General features: G+C 52.9%; 14 protein-coding genes. 11 read left to right on the forward strand and 3 right to left on the reverse strand.

Annotation, left to right across the window (positions count from 1 at the left end):
• Positions 1-23: 23 nt before the first annotated feature.
• Both HZZ01_RS02140 and HZZ01_RS02145 read right to left on the reverse strand, forming a co-directional pair.
• Positions 24-3,362 (reverse strand): diguanylate cyclase, encoded by a 3,339-nt coding sequence (locus tag HZZ01_RS02140; protein WP_179895307.1) that lies wholly within the window; start codon positions 3,360-3,362, stop codon positions 24-26.
• A gap of 163 nt (positions 3,363-3,525) precedes the next feature.
• Entirely contained in the window at positions 3,526-4,140 is a 615-nt protein-coding gene (locus tag HZZ01_RS02145) for a phosphatase PAP2 family protein (RefSeq protein ID WP_179895308.1), read from the reverse strand.
• Positions 4,141-4,424: 284 nt separating this feature from the next.
• Here HZZ01_RS02145 and udk point away from each other — a divergent pair, with 284 nt between their 5' ends.
• From udk to asmA, 3 genes are all read left to right on the forward strand, one after another.
• Positions 4,425-5,066 (forward strand): uridine kinase, encoded by a 642-nt coding sequence (gene udk, locus HZZ01_RS02150; protein ID WP_179895309.1) that lies wholly within the window; start codon positions 4,425-4,427, stop codon positions 5,064-5,066.
• 83 nt (positions 5,067-5,149) lie between these two features.
• Positions 5,150-5,731, forward strand: a complete 582-nt coding sequence (gene dcd / locus HZZ01_RS02155; RefSeq protein WP_004571280.1) for a dCTP deaminase — start codon at positions 5,150-5,152, stop codon at positions 5,729-5,731.
• 12 nt (positions 5,732-5,743) lie between these two features.
• A complete protein-coding gene (gene asmA, locus HZZ01_RS02160) occupies positions 5,744-7,567 on the forward strand; it encodes an outer membrane assembly protein AsmA (protein WP_179895310.1) in 1,824 nt (607 codons plus the stop codon).
• Between the two features lie 30 nt (positions 7,568-7,597).
• On the opposite strand, the gene HZZ01_RS02165 is transcribed toward asmA, so the two are convergent.
• Complete coding sequence (locus HZZ01_RS02165; RefSeq protein ID WP_179895311.1) at positions 7,598-9,169, reverse strand: TerC family protein; 1,572 nt, start codon at positions 9,167-9,169, stop codon at positions 7,598-7,600.
• Between the two features lie 796 nt (positions 9,170-9,965).
• Between HZZ01_RS02165 and wbaP the strand changes: the two genes are divergently transcribed.
• From wbaP to HZZ01_RS02205, 8 genes are all read left to right on the forward strand, one after another.
• Positions 9,966-11,399: an undecaprenyl-phosphate galactose phosphotransferase WbaP gene (gene wbaP / locus HZZ01_RS02170; RefSeq protein ID WP_179895312.1), complete on the forward strand. Its 1,434-nt coding sequence runs from the start codon at positions 9,966-9,968 to the stop codon at positions 11,397-11,399.
• 295 nt (positions 11,400-11,694) lie between these two features.
• Positions 11,695-12,834: a polysaccharide export protein gene (locus HZZ01_RS02175; protein WP_179895313.1), complete on the forward strand. Its 1,140-nt coding sequence runs from the start codon at positions 11,695-11,697 to the stop codon at positions 12,832-12,834.
• A 9-nt stretch (positions 12,835-12,843) separates the two neighbouring features.
• Positions 12,844-13,278, forward strand: a complete 435-nt coding sequence (locus tag HZZ01_RS02180; RefSeq protein WP_136198042.1) for a protein tyrosine phosphatase — start codon at positions 12,844-12,846, stop codon at positions 13,276-13,278.
• Between the two features lie 12 nt (positions 13,279-13,290).
• Positions 13,291-15,468 carry a tyrosine-protein kinase Wzc gene (wzc, locus tag HZZ01_RS02185; protein ID WP_179895314.1) on the forward strand — a complete coding sequence of 726 codons (2,178 nt, stop codon included), beginning with the start codon at positions 13,291-13,293 and terminating at the stop codon, positions 15,466-15,468.
• 277 nt (positions 15,469-15,745) lie between these two features.
• Positions 15,746-16,885 carry an EpsG family protein gene (locus HZZ01_RS02190; RefSeq protein ID WP_179895315.1) on the forward strand — a complete coding sequence of 380 codons (1,140 nt, stop codon included), beginning with the start codon at positions 15,746-15,748 and terminating at the stop codon, positions 16,883-16,885.
• Positions 16,886-16,899: 14 nt separating this feature from the next.
• A complete protein-coding gene (locus tag HZZ01_RS02195) occupies positions 16,900-17,604 on the forward strand; it encodes an SGNH/GDSL hydrolase family protein (protein WP_179895316.1) in 705 nt (234 codons plus the stop codon).
• Between the two features lie 33 nt (positions 17,605-17,637).
• The gene (locus HZZ01_RS02200; RefSeq protein ID WP_179895317.1) at positions 17,638-18,816 is read left to right on the forward strand and encodes an acyltransferase; all 1,179 of its coding nucleotides are present in this window, start codon (positions 17,638-17,640) and stop codon (positions 18,814-18,816) included.
• A gap of 75 nt (positions 18,817-18,891) precedes the next feature.
• Entirely contained in the window at positions 18,892-19,809 is a 918-nt protein-coding gene (locus tag HZZ01_RS02205; protein WP_179895318.1) for a glycosyltransferase family 2 protein, read from the forward strand.
• Positions 19,810-19,847: the final 38 nt, after the last annotated feature.

A 19,847-nucleotide genomic window follows, 5' to 3' on the forward strand; every position in this document is an offset into this window, starting at 1 on the left:
GTAGCAAGCGGGCAAAGAGGGAATTAACGTATGGCGAAGATGCGATCTTCAGCAAGGGAGCGCAACGGCTGACGTTCAGCCACGGCACTGCCCCAGACACCATCGACATTCAGGTTTTCCAGCGTACTCAACAAAGCAGGCACCGTAACCGGACCGGCAAGCACCGAAATATTGCGCTGCGTTGCCTGGCCCTGAATGATGGTCAGCAGCATCTCATCCATCAGATTATTGTGCACGTTGGCGACCAGCTCCGGTGCCAGCAACAGATAATCGACCATCTCGTCACTCAACAGATTAAAGGCATCCAGGTTACGGCCAAAATTATGCAATACGATGCGGCAGCCACACTGACGCAGTTGCAGCAGCGCGGCATAGCACTGATCACCCTTGCTCAGCACACTGGCGGCAGGGAAAGCGAAACCACAGTGGCTTTCGGAAAGACCGGCGGCGATAAAGCGCTGACAGAGCTGCTGCACAAAGGCGGCATCATTCAGTAGCTCAGCATTGAGCGGCAGAATCACCGGAATGCCTTTTTGATTTAGCTTTTCCACATCGTGGCGGAAAAAAGCCTCAAGAATATTGTTATCGAGACGGCGTCTCAGCAGCGTTTCATCGGGCAGGTTATTGCGCAGCAGCGTCTCATCTAACAGCAACCCGTCTGCGGTTAACAGCTGCACATCAAGCAGCCAGATAAAAGCCGACTGCGGCGTGTTTGGCGGCGCAACGGCCCAGGCGGGCAGTTCGATCTGCAGCGCATCAATCATTGCAGCATCCATATCCTGATGCGTGCCCGGCAGCGGTAAGCGATGCTGTTCGTAAATCATCAGCCGCCCGCGTCCGCTACGTTTGGCGTTGTAACAGGCGATATCCGCCTGCGAAAGCACGTCGCTGCTCTGACAGTTTTCTGGCGAAATCTGTGTCACACCGGCGCTGGCGCCCACATGATAGAGGCGACCCAGCCACTGAAAACGGTAATCGTTTACTGCGGCGACAATGCGTTGCACCACGTCATGTGCCTGATCGACATCGCAATCGGGCATCAGCAGCGCAAACTCATCGCCACCCAGTCGGGCCAGGAAATCGCTGCTGCGCAGATGATGCTGCATCAGATCGGAGAGTTCGCGCAGGAGCGCATCGCCAGCAGCATGACCCGCGCTGTCGTTGACGGCTTTAAACTTGTCGAGGTCGATAAACACCAGCACATGCTGATGCTGATGTTCAGCGGCATCAAACAGCAGACGCTTAAGCTGAAGCTCAAAGCTGGCCCGGTTAGGCAGGCGCGTCAGGGTGTCATGCAGCGCGCTGTAGCTCAGGCGCTTCATCAGCTTGCGTGACTCACTCACATCCTGAATGACCATGACGGCACCCTGTTCCAGACCGGCTTCCGAACGCAGTGGCGTGATGCTGTAGTGAATGTCGATGTGACCGCCATCCGGGGTGTGCAGCACCAGATCATCCGCCAGGCTGGGGGTGATTTTTTCCGGCGGCAGCTGGCATAACAGCAGATTCTCTACCTCGGGGCCGTTACGCCCCTGAGTAATGTGCAGCAGCTCACTCAGCGACTGGCCAGCGGCCTGCTCCTGTGACAAGCCACTCATCTTCTCCGCTACCGGGTTCATAAAGGCTACGCGCATCTCTTTGTCGGTGCTGATCACCGCTTCGCCGATCGAATCCAGGGTGATGGCCATGCGCTCCTTCTCCTGAAACAGCGCTTCATTCAGCTTGCGGAGCGGCGTGATGTCCTGGCAGATGCCCAGCATGCGCTCAATCCGACCTTCTTTACTCAGTAGCCGGTTAGCCTGGGTACGAACCCAGCGCTGCCCCTCGGCATTGACCACGCGATACTCCATATGAAAAGCGCTGCGCAGCTCAATTGCCTGCTGCACTGTCAGCGCGACGTGTTCGCGATCGGCGGGATGCAGCAAATGGATCCAAAGGTCATAGCTGGGCGACTCATGAGGAGCAAGGCTAAACAGGGCGTACATGCGTTTGTCCCATAACATCTCACCGGTCAGCAGGTTCCATTCCCAGACACCGATGCCCCCCGCTTCGTTGGCCAGCGTAATGCGCTCCATCAGCCTGCGATTCACCTGCTCGCTCTGCTTCAGCTCAGAGATATCGATAATCTGCGCAATAAAGTACAGCGGCGCCTGGCTGCCATCGCGGACCAGCGACACCGTCAGTCTTGCCCAGACAATCTCACCATCTTTACGGAAATAACGCTTCTCTAAGGTATAGGTATCGATCTCCCCCTCCAGCAACCGATTCGCATGTTGCAGGTCAAGGCTGAGATCGTCGGGATGGGTAATCTGTTGAAAATTCATTCGCTTGAGCTCCTCGTCGGGGTAGCCCAGAATCTGGCACAGCGAACGGTTGACCTGCAGCCATTTGCCCTGCGGTGCGACCAGCGCCATGCCGATCGCAGAGTACTCCATAGCGTGACGGAAGCGGGTTTCGCTGTCGGTAATGTGGAGCTTTTCACGCCGGAACGCATCCATCACCAGCGACATAATGTGGCTGGGGATCAATACCAGCAGAAACGGCAACCAGCTGGAGACCGGTCCCAGCACGGTGTTGTTGTTAACCACACTGACCAGGTCAACGGCGAGCAGAACCGAGATAAAACTGGCGTTAATAAAGAACAGTACAAATGCCTGCAGTTTGGGCAGGCGGACCGCGCACCAGAAAAGGATCACCACAATAAAGGTAAAAGGCCACGGCAAAAAGCGCAGCGCCAGATAACTGGCCCCGAGGGTGAGCAGCAGTGTCAGCAGGGATTCCGCCAGGTGCAGATCGCTGAAATGCGAGCGACGAAGCGGCCAGGGCAGCAGCAGCAACATCGGACCTAACACCAGCATGCCGATGATCTCGGAGATCACCCAGGTATAAAAGAAGGGAAACGACGCGTGACCGCGGACCTGCAGTGTCCAGAGCGCCAGCAGACCGCCGAGCACCGGCGTGACAATGCCCACCGACAGCACCATCCTGGCCCAGTCGCTGAGCGAATTCAGCGGAGCACGACGATCCAGCAGGACGCGCAGCAGCATGCCACCCACACCAGCCTGGATAAGATTGAGCAGGGCGAATTTAATATTTGAGAGGGCCGGCCCGATCATGATGGCGTTAGCCCCGGCGGTGCCCAGCACGCAGGCGGTCAGCAGCAGCGGTAACTGTCGTGATGGACAGCGGAAAACGACCACGGTCATTAAGGTGGTCGGGAACCAGAGCGGGGAGATTTTCCCGCTGACGACGATCAGTTCAAGACAGAACAGGGTCAGGATAAACACGACGCAGCCAATGATCAGCGCTGAGAGCCAGCGGTTTGGCGAACTATTTTGCGGGGACAGGATCTCTATCGTCATGCGGACTTCCGGCAGGGTGCGACGCTCCGCAACGGCGAATCAGGCACCAGTCATTCTCTGACTGAATGCTAGCACATCCGGCAAAGAAAAACGGGGTGAAATCAATATTGCCCGTTATTCGGTGAATTGACGGGCAGGCTAAGATTGATTGCCAGTATGTTGATTACTGACGAAAAAGGTCGGCGCGGGTATAAGGCTTCTCCATCCCGGCGAGGCTGGCAGAGAAACGTTCCAGGAACTGCTGCGTGGTGGCAACACGACCATGACCCATCAATACAAACGGCACTAACAGCGCAGCGCCGACCTGCGGCCAGCTGAAGCCTTTGAGTGAGGTGCGGCGCTGAGAGATCAGAAACGCGGTGCTCAGCGTGAAGCCCAGCAGCAGACCGGTGACAACTTCACTTTTTGAGTGCGCGTGAATGACCAGGCGCGAGAAACCGACCATCAGCGGAATCAGGTAACCGACGCCGATCGCCGCAATGCGCCACCTGGCCGACCATCGCCCGGAAATCAGCCACAGCATCACTGGCCACAGCGTGGCGGACATGGCGCTATGACCGCTGAACCCGGTAAAATTAAAGCGTGCACTGCCGATGCCAAACCCCAGGAACAGAATTTTAGAGAGGCTGACGGTGAGGCCAGCCAGGCCAAAGGCCAGAATCCAGTAAAAGACCGTATGACGATTGTCACTTTTCCACGGCAAAATCAGCGCAATAATCACCGCTGTCGGAATCAACAGCATGCTGTCGCCAAAATAGGTCAAAGTCTTCCAGTGCATACCACTCCTGATGCATCATTCGGTCGGAACGTTTGCGACACGCGTTGTCTGAACAGCGCGCCGCGCAGGCCATTTTTTTTATAGTATGGTGTGCCGTTAGTTTATCGGTGAAATGAGTGGCGTCCAAAGGAGAAAGTCTGAAAAGACAGCCGCGCCATTTTTCTGGCATCAAAAGGCCGAAATCCCTATACTTAGCGCGAACACACCCTCTCCATTTCGGCCCGTCCGCTGCCCGCGTAATGTGTGACCAGTGGCAGGCTCCAGTTATCAGGTCTTAAAAAAGTATGACTGACAAGTCTCATCAGTGCGTGATTGTAGGCATTGCCGGCGCTTCCGCATCCGGTAAAAGTTTAATTGCCAGCACGCTCTATCGTGAAATCCGTGATCAGGTAGGTGACGAGCACATCGGGGTTATCCCGGAAGATGCTTATTACAAAGATCAAAGTCACCTCACCATGGAAGAGAGGGTTAAAACCAATTATGACCATCCCAGTGCGATGGATCATGATTTGCTGTTGCAGCACCTGCAGGCGGTGAAAGCCGGGCAGGATATTGAGCTGCCGGTCTACAGCTATGTGGAACACACCCGCACCCAGCAAACGCAATACCTGAAGGCAAAAAAGGTCATTATCCTTGAAGGCATCCTGCTGTTAACCGATGCCCGTCTGCGCCAGGAACTCAACTTCTCTATCTTCGTGGACACGCCGCTCGACATCTGTCTGATGCGCCGTATGAAACGTGACGTCAATGAGCGTGGCCGCTCAATGGATTCGGTGATGAGCCAGTATCAGAAGACCGTGCGTCCGATGTTCCTGCAATTTATCGAGCCATCAAAACAGTACGCCGATATCATTGTGCCGCGCGGCGGAAAAAACCGTATTGCCATCGATATCCTCAAGGCGAAAATTAACCAGTTTTTTGAATAACGCACGTCCGTCCGGACGTGGTGCAGACCGGCGGCAGCCACGCTCTCGCCGGTTCGCTACACTTATGTCATGGAGTTCCCGCAATGAGATTATGCGATCGCGATATTGAAGCCTGGCTGGACAATGGCAAACTGGCCATCGAGCCACGCCCGCCGGTCGAGCGCATTAATGGGGCCACCGTCGATGTGCGCCTGGGTAATCAGTTCCGCACCTTTAGCGGCCACACCGCGGCCTTTATCGATCTGAGTGGCCCGAAACAGGAAGTGAGCGCGGCACTGGATCGGGTCATGAGTGATGAGATCGTGCTGCCTGATGGTGAAGCCTTTTTCCTCCATCCGGGTGAGCTGGCGCTGGCGGTCACCCTGGAGTCCGTGACGCTGCCGGATGATCTGGTGGGCTGGCTGGATGGACGTTCATCGCTGGCACGACTGGGTTTGATGGTTCACGTAACAGCCCACCGCATTGATCCAGGCTGGCAGGGGCGTATCGTGCTGGAGTTCTACAATTCAGGTAAACTGCCGCTTGCTCTGCGTCCCGGTATGTTGATTGGTGCGCTAAGTTTTGAACCCCTTTCCGGCCCGGCTGCGCGTCCTTACAACCGGCGTGAAGATGCGAAATATCGCGGTCAGCAGGGCGCTGATGCCAGCCGTATCGATAAAGACTGATTTGAGGATGTAATGAAAAGAGTGATAACCACGCTGGCCATCCTTTTAGTGGTGGTCGTAACGGGAATGAGCGCGCTGGTGCTGCTGGTCAATCCCAACGACTTTCGTGCCTATATGGTGCGAGAGGTCGAACAACGCAGTGGTTATCACCTTGAGGTCAGCAGCGATCTGCGCTGGCACGTCTGGCCACAGCTCAGTATTCTGGCTGGCCGGATGAGTCTCACTGCGCCGGGTGCCAGTCAGCCGCTGGTTTCAGCGGAAAACATGCGGCTCGATGTCGATCTCTGGCCACTGTTATCCCATCAGCTCAGCGTCAGCCAGGTGTTGCTGAAAAACGCGATAGTGCGGGTAACGCCTGATAGCAGCGCGCAGCGCGCCAGAAATGCCCCGCAGGGGCCACGTGATGCGGAGCCGGCCACGCCGTCTGCCGGCTGGTCATTTGATATTGCTAAACTGCGCGTAGCCGACAGTCTGCTGATCTGGCAACAACCCGGTGGTGACGAATATAATTTCCGCGACCTCAACATTAATATGGAACAGGACGCGAATAAGCTGGCGACACTGTCGCTGAGCACCACGCTGATGCGCAACCAGCGTAACGCCATGCTGAATCTCAAAGGGCAGCTCGATGCCGCGCAATATCCGCATCATCTCAGCGGCCAGTTGCAGCAGCTTGATTACACCTTATCCGGCGCCGATATTCCGGCTCAGGGCATTAAAGGATCGCTGAGCCTGCAGGGCGAATGGAATGGCGATCGCCAGCAGTTCTCCTTCAGCAATCTGCAGCTTACCGCCAATGACAGCACGCTGACCGGGCAGGGCAGTGGGCATATTGCGCCGCCGCAACAGCTGGCGCTGGACCTGAAAGCCAGCAATCTGAACCTTGATAATTTACTCACCAGCGCACCTGTCTCTGAGGCACCTGGCGTGCAGCACGCCACTGTGGCGCGTTCACCGGTGATTGCTGCGCCACGCGAACGCACTAATGCGGACTCTCCGCTCAATGATATGGACCTGGCCCTGAAGCTGAATGCGGACACTGCGTTATGGCGCGGACTCTCAATGACCCATTTCGCCGTAAACGCCAGCAACCAGCGGGGACTGATGACGCTGAATACCCTCAGCGGTAAACTGGGTAATGGCACTTTCTCGGTGCCTGGCAGTATCGATATTCGTCAGCCTGAGACGCGGGTCAGCCTGAAACCACAACTCCGGTTAATTGCCATTCAGCCGTTGCTAAAAGCGTTCGAGCTGCCAGAAAGTCTGCAGGGCAATCTGAGCGTCGACGGCGAACTGTCGGGCAATACTCTGACGGTTGAAGCGGCGAAGCGCAGCTGGCAGGGCAGGGCGACCATCAGCGCCAGCAACCTGAAGCTGGCACAGCTTAATCTGCAGCAGATGGTGCAGCGTGCCGTAGCGCGGGTCAGCGATAAAGTCAGCAGCCAGGAAGCCGTCGATGAAGGTATTGAGTCGATCAGCGGTCAGGTCGCGCTGAATAAAGGTGTGCTGAGCTTCAGCGATATCAATGGCAACGGCCAGAATCTGGGCCTGCAGGGTGCGGGCAAAGTCGATATGGTGCAGCAGCAGCTGGATGTGACGCTGGGCCTGAAAATCAGTGGCTGGCATGGCGATGACGCGCTGGTGAAAGCGCTCTCGGATCAGCCTATTCCGCTGCGCATGTATGGCGACTGGAACAGCCTGCAATACTCCCTGCCGGTGGATGACGTTCTGCGTAATCGCCTGCAGAGTGAGGCGAAGTCACGGCTGAATCAGTGGATCGATCGCCAGCAAGAGGGCGGGAACAAAGAGAACCTGAAGAAAATCATGCGCCCGTAGCGGGCGCATGACCTCATTGAGGGTAATGGCTTAAACCTCGTCATCCCCCTCGGGCTGCAGCAGGATTTCAACCTTCTGAACCCGATGATTTTCGACCTGCAGGGTTCGCAGCAGATAATCACCCAGTTGCAGCACTTCGCCTTCCTGCGGAATGTGTTGCAGTTTATCCATCAGTAATCCAGCCAGCGTATGATAGTCACGCTGTTCATCCAGCGGTAATTTCACATGGAGCGCCAGATCTTCCAATGGTATATGACCATTGGCAATCCAGTGTCCTTCACCCTGAATCTGAATATCGTAACGTGCATCGATCTCTCCCGCCTCATTCGGCAGATTGCCGGCGATGGTTTCCATCACATCGCTCAGCGTCACCACGCCTTCCACTGAACCAAACTCATCCACTACAAAAGCGAAGTGAGTGTGGGCCTGACGGAACTGTTCCAGCGCCTGCAGCAGCGTCAGTCGCTCAGGAAAGACCAGCGGCTGCCGAATCAGAGCGCGTAAATCGAGCGAATTATGATGCAGCGACTGATGGAGCAGATCGATAACGTGCACCACGCCCAGCGGTTCGCTGGAGTTTTCGGTTATCAGGATGCGTGTGTGCTGGTTGCGGTCAAGGCGCGACATGATTTCTGTCGGATCATCACTGAGGTCGATATGGTCGACGTCGTGGCGTGAGGTCATGATGCTATTAACGTGACGCTGACCCATGCCCAGTACGCGGGCAATCATGACGCGCTCCTGCCGGTTAAACAGCATACTCGCATCGCTGTCCGCGATCAGTGATGACGTTTTCGCATCCAGTTCCGCCGGTTCCGCCGTGCCACGTAGCATCCGTAACACCGCTTCGGCCGTGCGCTGGCGCAGCGGACGGCCTGCCGATAGCACGCGACGACGATTGAAGTGCGCCAGCTGGTTCAGCGCTTCAATCACAACCGAGAAACCGATCGCCGCGTAGAGATACCCTTTGGGGATCACAAAGCCAAAGCCTTCCGCCACCAGACTGAAACCAATCATCAGCAGGAAACTTAAGCAGAGGATCACTATGGTAGGGTGTTTGTTCACGAAACGGGTTAACGGTTTGCTGGCGAGCAGCATCAGCAGAATAGCAATGGTGACCGCAATCATCATGACCGGTAAATCATTCACCATGCCGACAGCGGTAATGACCGCATCCAGTGAGAAGATGGCATCCAGAACCACGATTTGCGCCACCACCGGCCAGAATTTAGCGCCGCCTTTTTGTTGACCGGACTCCTCATCGTGTCCTTCAAGGCGCGCGTTCAGCTCTGTGGTGGCCTTAAAAAGCAGGAAAATCCCGCCCGACAGCAGCAATAAATCACGCGCACTGAAGGAATGTCCCCCCAGTGTCATCCAGGGTTCTTTCAGCGTAACCAGCCAGGAAAGCGATGCCAGCAGCAATAATCGGCACAATAATGCCAGCAGCAGCCCGATCACGCGCGCGCGGTCCCGAAGTGGCCCTGGAAGCTTCTCCACCAGGATGGCAATAAAAATGAGATTGTCGATGCCTAAAACCAGTTCCAGAACGATTAGCGTGACTAATCCCGCCCATAGCGAGGGATCTGCAATTACCTCCAGCATGTCTTGTTCACCTGAATATCTAAAATTGAGTTTTCTCTGATGATAGTGGAGTGCGAAGCCACGTACAAATGGCAGCTCAGGTGAGTTTTGACCTGAACCTGGCGATATTTCGTGCGAAATGTGAACATATCATTATGACGCTTTGATTAACTTCAGAGGGAGCAGGGGAGAGTATTCTGAGTCAATTTCTATCATGAATGAGATATTCACCTGCCGCGCTTATGCGATTTATCTCATCCGGAGTATGGCATTAATCCTAATTTTGAAGAAAGCATTGCACTGGCTGTCAGGCATCAATACTAATCGCTGGTAGTCTTTTTCCTAAAATAGTCCAGGGATAGCGGGACCTGCTTGTAAACAAGCCAGTAATAACTAGTATAGCAACAAGTTAGCAAACTCTGCCCCAGAGTCGTAATTCGCGTACCTATTCGACATTAATCGCAATGTGACGAATCCGTAATTCGTCGATGTACGACTGTGCGATGCAATGCGGTTATGTCATTGCATTTTGGGGAGCACTATGAATGATGACAGCGATATTGGCAGCGACAGCCAAGGGCGGTAGCGTGCCCGAATCGCGTTTTTGTTGATAAAGTGAGCATCGCTGGCGGGGGTTAAGTCAGAGTAATCTGTTGGTAATTATCACAATATTACTGGTTTCATGGTTAAGATCATTGGCGTAAACGCCGCAGGAGCTCCCCTTAGAAACGGCTCAGTCTGGAGAGGTTTCATCGCTTAATGATTAAACAGGCGATAGCCGTTGCGGGTTTAAGGAAATAAAATAAAAGAGTTAAATATGCGCGATACAGAATTTACGTTTAAAAGTCTTATTACCAAATTAATGCTGGCATGTTCAGACTTAATTTGTTTCAACGCAGCATTATTTCTGGCGATGATGCTAATTAATCTTCACTCGGGTTCGCCGCTGGCAGATATTTCTGAAAAAGAAATGAATCTGCAAATTGCAACGCACATCTGTCTGTCAATAATTTGTATTGGCTGGTTCTGGGTAAGGCTTCGTCACTATACTTACCGCAAACCTTTCTGGTTCGAATTAAAAGAAGTTTTTCGTACCATTCTTATATTTTCTATCATCGACCTGTCGATTACCGCACTGTCACAGTGGCAGATGTCGCGCTTCGTCTGGTTACTGACCTGGATTCTGGCACTGATCTTAATTCCGACCTGCCGCGCGCTGTCTAAACGTCTGCTGAATAAAAAAGGGCTGTGGAAGAAACAGACCATTATTATCGGCAGCAGCAAAAATGCGCACGAAGCCTGGCAGGCACTGCAAAGTGAAGAGGTCATGGGTTTTGACGTTATCGCCTTCTACGACGTTGACAGAACCTGTCCGCAGGAGATCATGAACGGTGTGCCGGTGCTGCGCGACGAGCAGGAGCTCTGGAGCCTGACCAATAGCGAAACCCAGTTCATTGTGGCCGTGGAGTATGAGCAGAGTCAGTATCGTGATGTGTGGCTTAAATCGCTGGCGATGCACAACTGCCGTTCAGTCTCTGTCATCCCGACCCTGCGTGGTGTGCCGCTTTACGGTACCGATATGGCTTATATCTTCAGCCACGAAGTGATGATTCTGCGGGTTCAGAATAACCTGGCGAAACGCACCTCGCGTTTCCTGAAGCGGGCATTCGATATCGTGGGTGCGTTCTCGATTATCCTGATGCTGATGCCAGCACTGCTGGTGCTGGGCTTCCTGGTGGGCCGTGATGGTGGGCCACCGATTTATGGTCATGAGCGTGTGGGTATGAATGGCCGTAAATTCAAATGCCTGAAATTCCGCTCAATGGTCATTAATTCTAAAGAAGTGCTGGAAGAGGTGTTGCGCACCGATCCCGTTGCCCGTGCGGAATGGGATAAAGATTTCAAACTCAAAAATGATCCACGTATTACGAAAGTGGGTCACTTCATCCGTAAAACAAGCCTCGATGAGCTCCCGCAGCTCTGGAACGTGGTGCGCGGTGATATGAGTCTGGTTGGACCTCGTCCGGTCATTGAAGATGAACTCTGTCGTTATGCTGGTGATGTTGATTATTACCTGATGGCTAAGCCAGGCATGACGGGATTGTGGCAGGTCAGCGGTCGTAATGACGTTGATTATGAAACCCGCGTCTATTTCGACTCGTGGTACGTGAAAAACTGGTCACTGTGGAATGACATCGCCATTCTGTTTAAAACAGTGGGCGTAGTGTTAAAACGCGACGGTGCCTATTAATCGTGAGTCGAAATGAGCGTGCTAACGTGCGCTCAGAGGTGTTTTGCCGTTGTCAGGCGTGTCGTTAAATAGTGACCATCATCAGGGATATCGCAGTGCACCCATAGTCCGCTATGATGCCAGGCGTTCCAGGTAGACCCTGATAGATGGCCACGACTTATAACAAGTGGAGCAAGGATAATGAACGACAGGTTCAGAGCTTAAGGCTGACGTCAGCCAGGATTTACTTTTTGTTGGACGCTTACACAGCGGCGGTTTCGCCTCTATCAATAAATAACTGATAGCGAAGATCTAAATGATTACAATCAAAATGAAATTGATACCCTTGCTGGTATCCGCCACATTCCTTGTCGGGTGTACGATCGAACCCGGTTCTCGCCTTTCTACATCAGGAAAAGATGTCGTCGAGCAGCAGGATAGCAACTTTGACATCGACAAATATGTCAACGTCTTCCCGTTAACGCCGTCACTGGTTGAGAAGATGCGTCCTAAGCCACTGGTGGCTCAGACCAATCCTTCACTGCAGAACGAAATTCAGAACTACGAATACCGTATCGGTGTGGGCGATGTCCTGACCGTGACGGTCTGGGATCACCCGGAACTGACGACCCCAGCAGGTCAGTATCGTAGCGCCAGCGACACCGGTAACTGGGTACATTCTGACGGCACCATCTTCTATCCCTACATTGGCCGTGTCCGTGTAGCGGGCCGTACCGTCGGCGAAGTGCGTGACGAAGTGTCGCGTCGTCTGGCTCAGTACATTGAAAGCCCACAGGTTGATGTCAGCATCGCCTCGTTCAAATCGCAGAAAACCTATGTTACGGGTTCCGTCACGACGTCAGGTCAGCAGCCAATCACCAACGTACCGTTGACGGTGCTGGATGCGATCAACGCCGCGGGCGGTCTGGCCCCTGATGCTGACTGGCGTAACGTCGTGCTGACGCACAACGGTCGTGAGCAGCGCGTCTCTCTGCAGGCACTGATGCAGAACGGCGACCTGAGCCAGAACCACCTCCTCTATCCAGGCGATATTCTTTACGTTCCGCGTAACGACGATCTGAAAATCTTCGTGATGGGTGAAGTGAAGCAGCAGACAACCCTGAAAATGGACCGTAGCGGCATGACGCTGGCGGAAGCGCTGGGCAATGCGGCAGGCATAGATCAGACTACCTCTGACGCCACCGGTGTCTTCGTTATCCGTCCACTGCACGGCACCGATCGCAGCAAGATTGCCAACATCTATCAGTTGAATACCAAAGATGCGGCATCCATGGTGATGGGAACTGATTTCCAGCTTCAGCCTTATGACATTGTATATGTCACCTCTACACCGCTGACGCGCTGGAACCGTGTGATTTCGCAACTGATACCAACCATTGCAGGTATCAACGATGCGACTCAGGCCGCACAGCGTATCCGCAACTGGTCGAACTAAGGTCTGACCATGATTACGTCCGTGTTAGTCGTTTGCATTGGCAACATCTGCCGCTCTCCTACCGGAGAGCGCCTGTTTAAACGTGCGTTGCCCGATTTAGATGTTCGCTCTGCTGGCCTGGGGGCGCTGGTCGGCCACCCGGCCGACAGGATGGCATCAGAAGTCGCGGCTGCACAGGGTCTGTCGCTGGAAGGGCATCAGGCGCAGCAGCTGACATCCGAAATGTGTCGTCGCGCTGACCTGATTCTGGTCATGGAAAAGCGACACATTGAACAGGTCAACCGCATCGACCCGGCCGCACGTGGCAAAACCATGTTGCTTGGGCACTGGCTCAATCAGAAAGAAATTGCGGATCCGTACAGAAAAAGCCGTGAGGCCTTTGAAGAGATTTACGGATTACTGGAAAACGCTACCCAGAAGTGGGTCAACGTATTAAGCCGATAGTTGGGATTATCCATGAATATAAAAAATAAGGTCAGAACCGCGCCGGGAGAGGAGTCGAATGGATGGGATCTGGCGCATCTTGTGGGACAGCTCATTGATCATCGCTGGATCATTGTTGCCGTTACGGCATTTTTCATGCTGGCGGGAACACTCTACACACTGTTTGCAACACCGATTTATAGCGCAGATGCGTTAGTTCAGGTTGAGCAGAAGAATGCCAGTACCGTTCTGAACGAAATTGACAGCATTCTGCCACCGACGCCAGCCTCTGATACGGAAATCGAGATTCTGGAATCCCGCATGGTCATCGGCAAAACCGTTGACGATCTGGGTCTGGATACCGTAGTTGAGCAGAACTACTTCCCGGTTATCGGTAAAGGTCTGTCACGCCTCATGGGCAACAAACCTGCCAGTATTGCGATTTCGCGCCTGGAAATCCCACGTACTATCGACAAACGTAACGTTGAACTGGAAGTGACCGGTCCGGACAGCTACACCGTCTCCAAAAATGGCGATGAGTTGTTCAAAGGTAAAGTTGGCCAGCTGGAGTCGCATGGCGACATCAGCATGCTGGTGAGCGAGATTCATGCCGATGAAGGCACCAGCTTCACCGTGACCAAGCTGAATGACCTGCAGGCGATTAATTCTGTCCTCTCCAACCTGACCGTGGCAGACAAAGGTAAAGATACCGGCGTTCTGGGTCTGGAGTATCTGGGTGAAGATCCAGACCAGATCAGCAAAGTACTGAACCAGATTGTGAACAACTATCTGTTACAGAACGTTGAGCGCAAGTCAGAGCAGGCCGAGAAAAGCCTGGAATTCTTACGCACTCAGCTGCCTGCCGTTCGCAGCAAGCTGGATGAAGCAGAAAACAAGCTGAACACGTTCCGTCGTCAGAACGAATCGGTAGACCTGTCACTGGAAGCGAAATCCGCCCTGGACTCTTCTGTCAGTGTGCAGAGTCAGCTGAATGAACTGACCTTCCGTGAAGCTGAAGTTTCTCAGCTGTTTACTAAAGATCACCCAACGTACCGCGCACTGCTTGAAAAACGCAAAACGCTGGAAGGTGAGCAGGCTCAGCTGAACAAGAAAATTTCTGGCATGCCGCAGACCCAGCAGGAAATTCTGCGTCTGACCCGTGACGTTCAGTCTGGTCAGGAGATTTACATGCAGCTGCTGAACCGCCAGCAGGAGCTGAGTATCAGTAAGGCCAGTACTGTAGGTGATGTCCGCATCATCGACAGCGCGCAGACCGCTAACTCGCCGGTAGCACCGAAGAAGCTGCTGATCATTGCCGCGAGCCTGATTTTTGGTCTGATCGTGTCAATGGGTCTGGTTCTGCTGAAAGCCCTGCTGCATCACGGCATCGAGAACCCGGATCAGCTGGAAGAGCTGGGCATGAATGTCTACGCCAGCGTTCCACTGTCTGACTGGCAGCGTAAAAAAGATACCGAAGCCCTGGCACGTCGTGGCAGCAAGGTGAAAACCGATCCGCACGAAACGCTGCTGGCGCTGGGTAACCCGACTGACCTCTCCATTGAAGCGATTCGTAGCCTGCGTACCAGTCTGCACTTCGCCATGATGGAAGCGAAAAACAACATTCTGATGATCACCGGCGCCAGCCCGGGTATTGGTAAAACCTTTATCTGTGCCAACCTGGCGACCCTGGTCGCGAAAGCGGGTCAGCGTGTTCTGTTTATCGATGGCGACATGCGTCGTGGTTATACCCACGAACTGCTGGGCGCGGATAACAAATCAGGCCTGTCAAACGTACTCTCCGGTAAAACGGAGTTCAGCCCGGCGCTGATTCAGCAGGGCGTGTACGGTTTCGACTTCCTGCCACGTGGTCAGGTTCCACCGAACCCGTCTGAGCTGCTGATGCATCGTCGCATGGGTGAGCTGCTGGAGTGGGCGAGCAAGAACTACGACCTGGTGTTAATCGATACGCCGCCAATCCTGGCCGTCACCGATGCATCAATTATCGGTAAGCTGGCCGGTACCTCACTGATGGTGGCGCGCTTCGAAGCCAACACCACCAAAGAAGTGGATGTCAGCTTCAAACGCTTTGCCCAGAACGGTATTGAGATTAAAGGTGTGATTCTCAACGCCGTGGTACGTAAAGCCGCTAATGCGTATGGCCATGGTTATGACTATTACGCTTATGACTACAGCAAGCCCAATAAAAGCTGATCATTGAGTAATAACCAGGGGGCGGTCTGACCGCCCCTTTTTATCGTCCTTTTGAATGACGACACGCATCAATTTACACAGGTTATTCTGTCCAAACCCACAAAAGCGATACCTCTATAAATCGCATGGCGAGCGTCACTCAACAGAATTCATCACCAGCATGGCATTGCCTGCACGCAATGTGTGACCGTCTTTTCAGGCTCGCTGCAAAGCCAGTCGGGAAGGTGAAGCGTGTGTATTGCTGGCATGAAAACTTGTGGAATTAAGGAATCACACCATGGCTCCATATTGGTATGTATCAGGCTTTTTGCTGCTACTTTCGCTGTTTGAAATACTGCTAAAAAAAGATGAACGCACCTCCCATATTCTGACTTATCTGCTCTGCATCGCGACCGTGACGCTGATTGTTTTCGGCGGTATCCGCGGGCTCGGCACGGGCATGGATGACTATCAGTACCGTAGCTTCTTTGAAGATTTTGTCCGGCGTATTGAAGTTAACGGCTTCTTAAACACCGTGGCGTTTTTCCGCTATGAGCCGCTGATCTTTGCCATTGCCTGGCTGACCAGCCTGTTTTCGCACAATGCCAGCATTTTCCTGTTTGTATTCTCGATCCTGGCGGTTGGGACCAATGCCATCTTCTTCAAAAAGATGTCACCCTATCCGGTGCTGGCACTGGCGCTCTATTCGGCCCATATCTTCATTAACAAAGATGTTAACCAGATCCGCTTTGGTCTTAGCTCGGCATTTTTCCTGGGCGTGGTCTGGACGCTTTATATAAAGCGTTACTGGATGGCATTTGGCTTCTTTGTTCTCTCATTCATCAGTCACAATACCGCTGTCATGGTAGTCACACTGATTCCTTTCCTGTTCCTGCGTGAACGTCGCTGGTTCCCGATTGCAATTATTGTGCTGAGTATTCCAGCGTCGAAAGTCGGTGGGATGGGCTTTGTTACAGCAATTGCCGGTCACCTGGGTGGATTAGGTGAAAGGGCAGCTGGCTACAATAATGACAACGCAGCGACAGCCAGTACCGGCAGTGTTTTTTCGGTATCGAACCTGAAAAACGTGGCGCTGGTCTTTATTTTTGTCTACTTCATGCTGTCGAACCGCCTGAAGCGTGACAATTATGATGCCTGGCGACTGAACTACCTGCTGATTATCACCTTTGCGGTCGGGGGAGCTATCAGGATCTTTTTCTACAACTACTCCTCGGGCGCTCGTCTCTCAAACTACCTGCTACAGGTAGAGCCGATAGTTCTGACGTTGTTGATATATCAGTCAAAAAGAGCCTGGAAGCCCGCAATGTTTGCGATGTTTGTCTTCTTCCAGGTGTACTACCTCTACTACAACACCATTTCGCTTAAACAGGCGGTGGTAGGGTATGAAGTGGCGCGTGAATTTAAGTTAGTTCACTAAGACGAGAGCTGAAAATGATTCGATTACTCCCCCTGCTGTTGATTGCCTCGCCGTTACTGGTACAGGCAACAGATGCCCCGGCCACGATTGTGATCGCCGCGTATGGCGACTCGACTACCGCTGGTGTGACCTCCTCCGGCGGTCGTAACGTCATCAGTAAAGAGAATGAAATGACCTATCTGCAGCAGATGCTGCAGGAAAAATATGGCCATGATGTCCGTATCGAAAACCATGGTTCGCCGGGCGCGCAGATCTCAGAACTTGTTAACGGCAAGGAGAGCTGGGAACAGCGTATGGCGCAATCGGATGCCAGCATCATTCTGATCAATTATGCCATCAACGATGCGCGCGTCTTTTCGGGTAAGAACCGATCTCATGGCGCGGAAAGTCCGCAGGACTTTAACCGCATTCTCACGGATCTGGTAAAAACGGCCAAAGCGCATGGCAAACAGGTGGTGCTGCAGCAGCCTAATCCCCTGTGTGGCCGTGCAGAGCAATGGAACGTCTGGCCTTATGTTTATCAGATCAATGCGGTGGCGCAGCAGCAGCACGTACCGGTCGTGAAGCAATATGAGCTGATTAAGCAGCAAAAAGAGTGGAGTAGTCAGATGTCACCGGACTGTATCCACCCGACGAAAGATCTTTATGAGATCAAGGCGCAGCAGACGTTCGCCTTATTAAGTGAAGATTTTGATGCTGTTTTTAAATCGACTCACTAAGCCGGTTATTTAAAACCCGAGGAGCAGGGCGATATGTACGTATTGATGATGGTGCTGTCATTAGTAATAGCACTGATGGTGTTACGCTTATTTTCTTTCCATCGCGGCGTTTATAACGGCAGCGGTATTAAAAGTATCTCTGGATTGCGCGCGCTGCTGGCGAGCATTGTTGCCTTCTCACACTTTGCACATTACGTCTATTCACTCGATCATGAGTGGATTTTTGATAAAGACTATTTTGCATGGGTGTCGCAGGGTAACTTTTTTGCCAACTCCGGTAAGTTCGGTGTTGCCCTGTTTTTCATGATCTCTGCTTTTCTGTTCTATCGCTGGCTGGACAATGACAAGCTGACCACCGCTGAACTCACACGCAAATTGCTGAAGTCCCGGGTGCGACGCATTGTGCCGATGTTCTGGTTCTCCGCACTGCTTATCGTGGTCATTGGCTGGTTTAGTGGTGACGTTGTCGCCAGCGGCGCAATGCTGGTTGATGGTCTGCGCTGGTTCCTGTTTGTCGGTAATTACCATATCGGTTCGATTCCGACGGCCAATATCAATGCCGGTGTCGAATGGACGCTGCGACTGGAATGGCTGCTCTATCTGTCGATTCCGGTGATCTATCTGTTGAATCGTGCCACCGGTGGTCGCTTCAGGATGTTACTCATTATGGGATCGATTGGCGGGATTTTAGCCATCGCTATAGCGCTGCGCCTCTGGGGCACCGCCTATACCGATCCTCGTCCGGTACTGGGCTTTGCCACAGGTTATCTGGCATGGCATTACCGCGACCGCTGGATGGCATTCCGCTCCTCGGGTTTAGCGGCCTCACTGGCGATTGCTCTGGCTGTTATCGCACTGTTCTTTACCAGCAGTACGTTCTACTACCTGATTTTCCTCTGCCTGTTGGCCGTGGTGTTTTTCATCATCAGTAGCGGCAATTCCCTGTTTGGTCTGCTGGAAAGCAAAACCCTGATGTCGGTAGGCGAAGTCAGCTATAGCCTCTATCTGATCCACGGCATCGTGCTTTATTTTATCAAAAAGATACCAGAGTCATTGATTCAGCATAACTTTTTCTTCTATACCCTGCTTTCCACTCTGTTCTTTGTGGCGTCATTCTATGTCGCCAGACTGACTTATCTCTACGTTGAGAAGCCATTCATCACGAGTAGCCAAAAGAAAAAAGAGGCAGCCAACGCTTCGGCAACAATTTAGGACATCACCGGTTACCCTGCCACGTCCGAACGTTATATCTTTGATATTGGAAATGTTTTTAATGAGGTGCTGGCAATGAAGGACATTCGCTTCTCTATCGTAATCCCCGCTTACAATGCGTCAGAATCGATTGTAACCACGCTGGATTGCGTTAAAGCGCAGACGTATCGCAATTTTGAAGTCATCATCGTGGATGATAAATCTGCGGATGCCGCCGCGCTGGCAGATGTGGTTCGCAGTGAACGCTACCAGGATCTTGACATCAATCTGGTGCTCTCTGAGGTCAAACTCAACGGGGCCGGTGCGCGTAATAAAGGTATTGAGCTGGCGACCGGTGATTATGTCAGCTTTCTTGACGCCGATGATGAGTGGGCCGCTGATAAACTGCAGCAGGTGAGTGAAAAAATTGCTCAGCTGGAAACCCAGGGCAAAAAGAATTTCGTCATTTTCAGCCAGGTGAACATTTATCAGGACGGCACGTTCCTGAAAGTGATGCCAATGCAGCCACCGGGCAAAAATGAAACCGTCGCTGAGTATCTGTTCGGCTGTTACGGCTTTATCCAGACCAGCACCATCGTGCTGAAGCGGGAAGACGCGGCGAAAATTGAGTTCGATACCCGCTACATCCGTCATCAGGACTATGATTTCTGCATTCGTGCCGATCGCATGGGCTATGACTTTGTGATGATCGCTGCACCGCTGGCGAACTACCACCTTGTCACGAAATTTGGCTCGAAGCACAAAGGCGAATCGGTGAACTACTCGATGTTCTGGCTTGATAGCATGAAGCCGCATCTTACCCCGCGTGATATCCACACCTACAAAGCTTTTAAGCTGCCGCTGCGCTACAAAATGGATGGTAAGTCGCTGATGGCGAGCCTGAGCTTTGCTCGCTACTTCTTCCTCACCAACAAAGACAACCGTGCTTATTTTATGAACCGGGTTAAAGACAAGGTCAAAGCACGTTTCGGCGGTGAGAAAGCGATCTCCTGACGCGCACTGCGCCTCGCTCTGCTCCTGATGTCAGGAGC

The organism is Pantoea sp. WMus005 (assembly GCF_013415305.1).
Taxonomy (GTDB): Bacteria; Pseudomonadota; Gammaproteobacteria; order Enterobacterales; family Enterobacteriaceae; genus Pantoea; species Pantoea rara.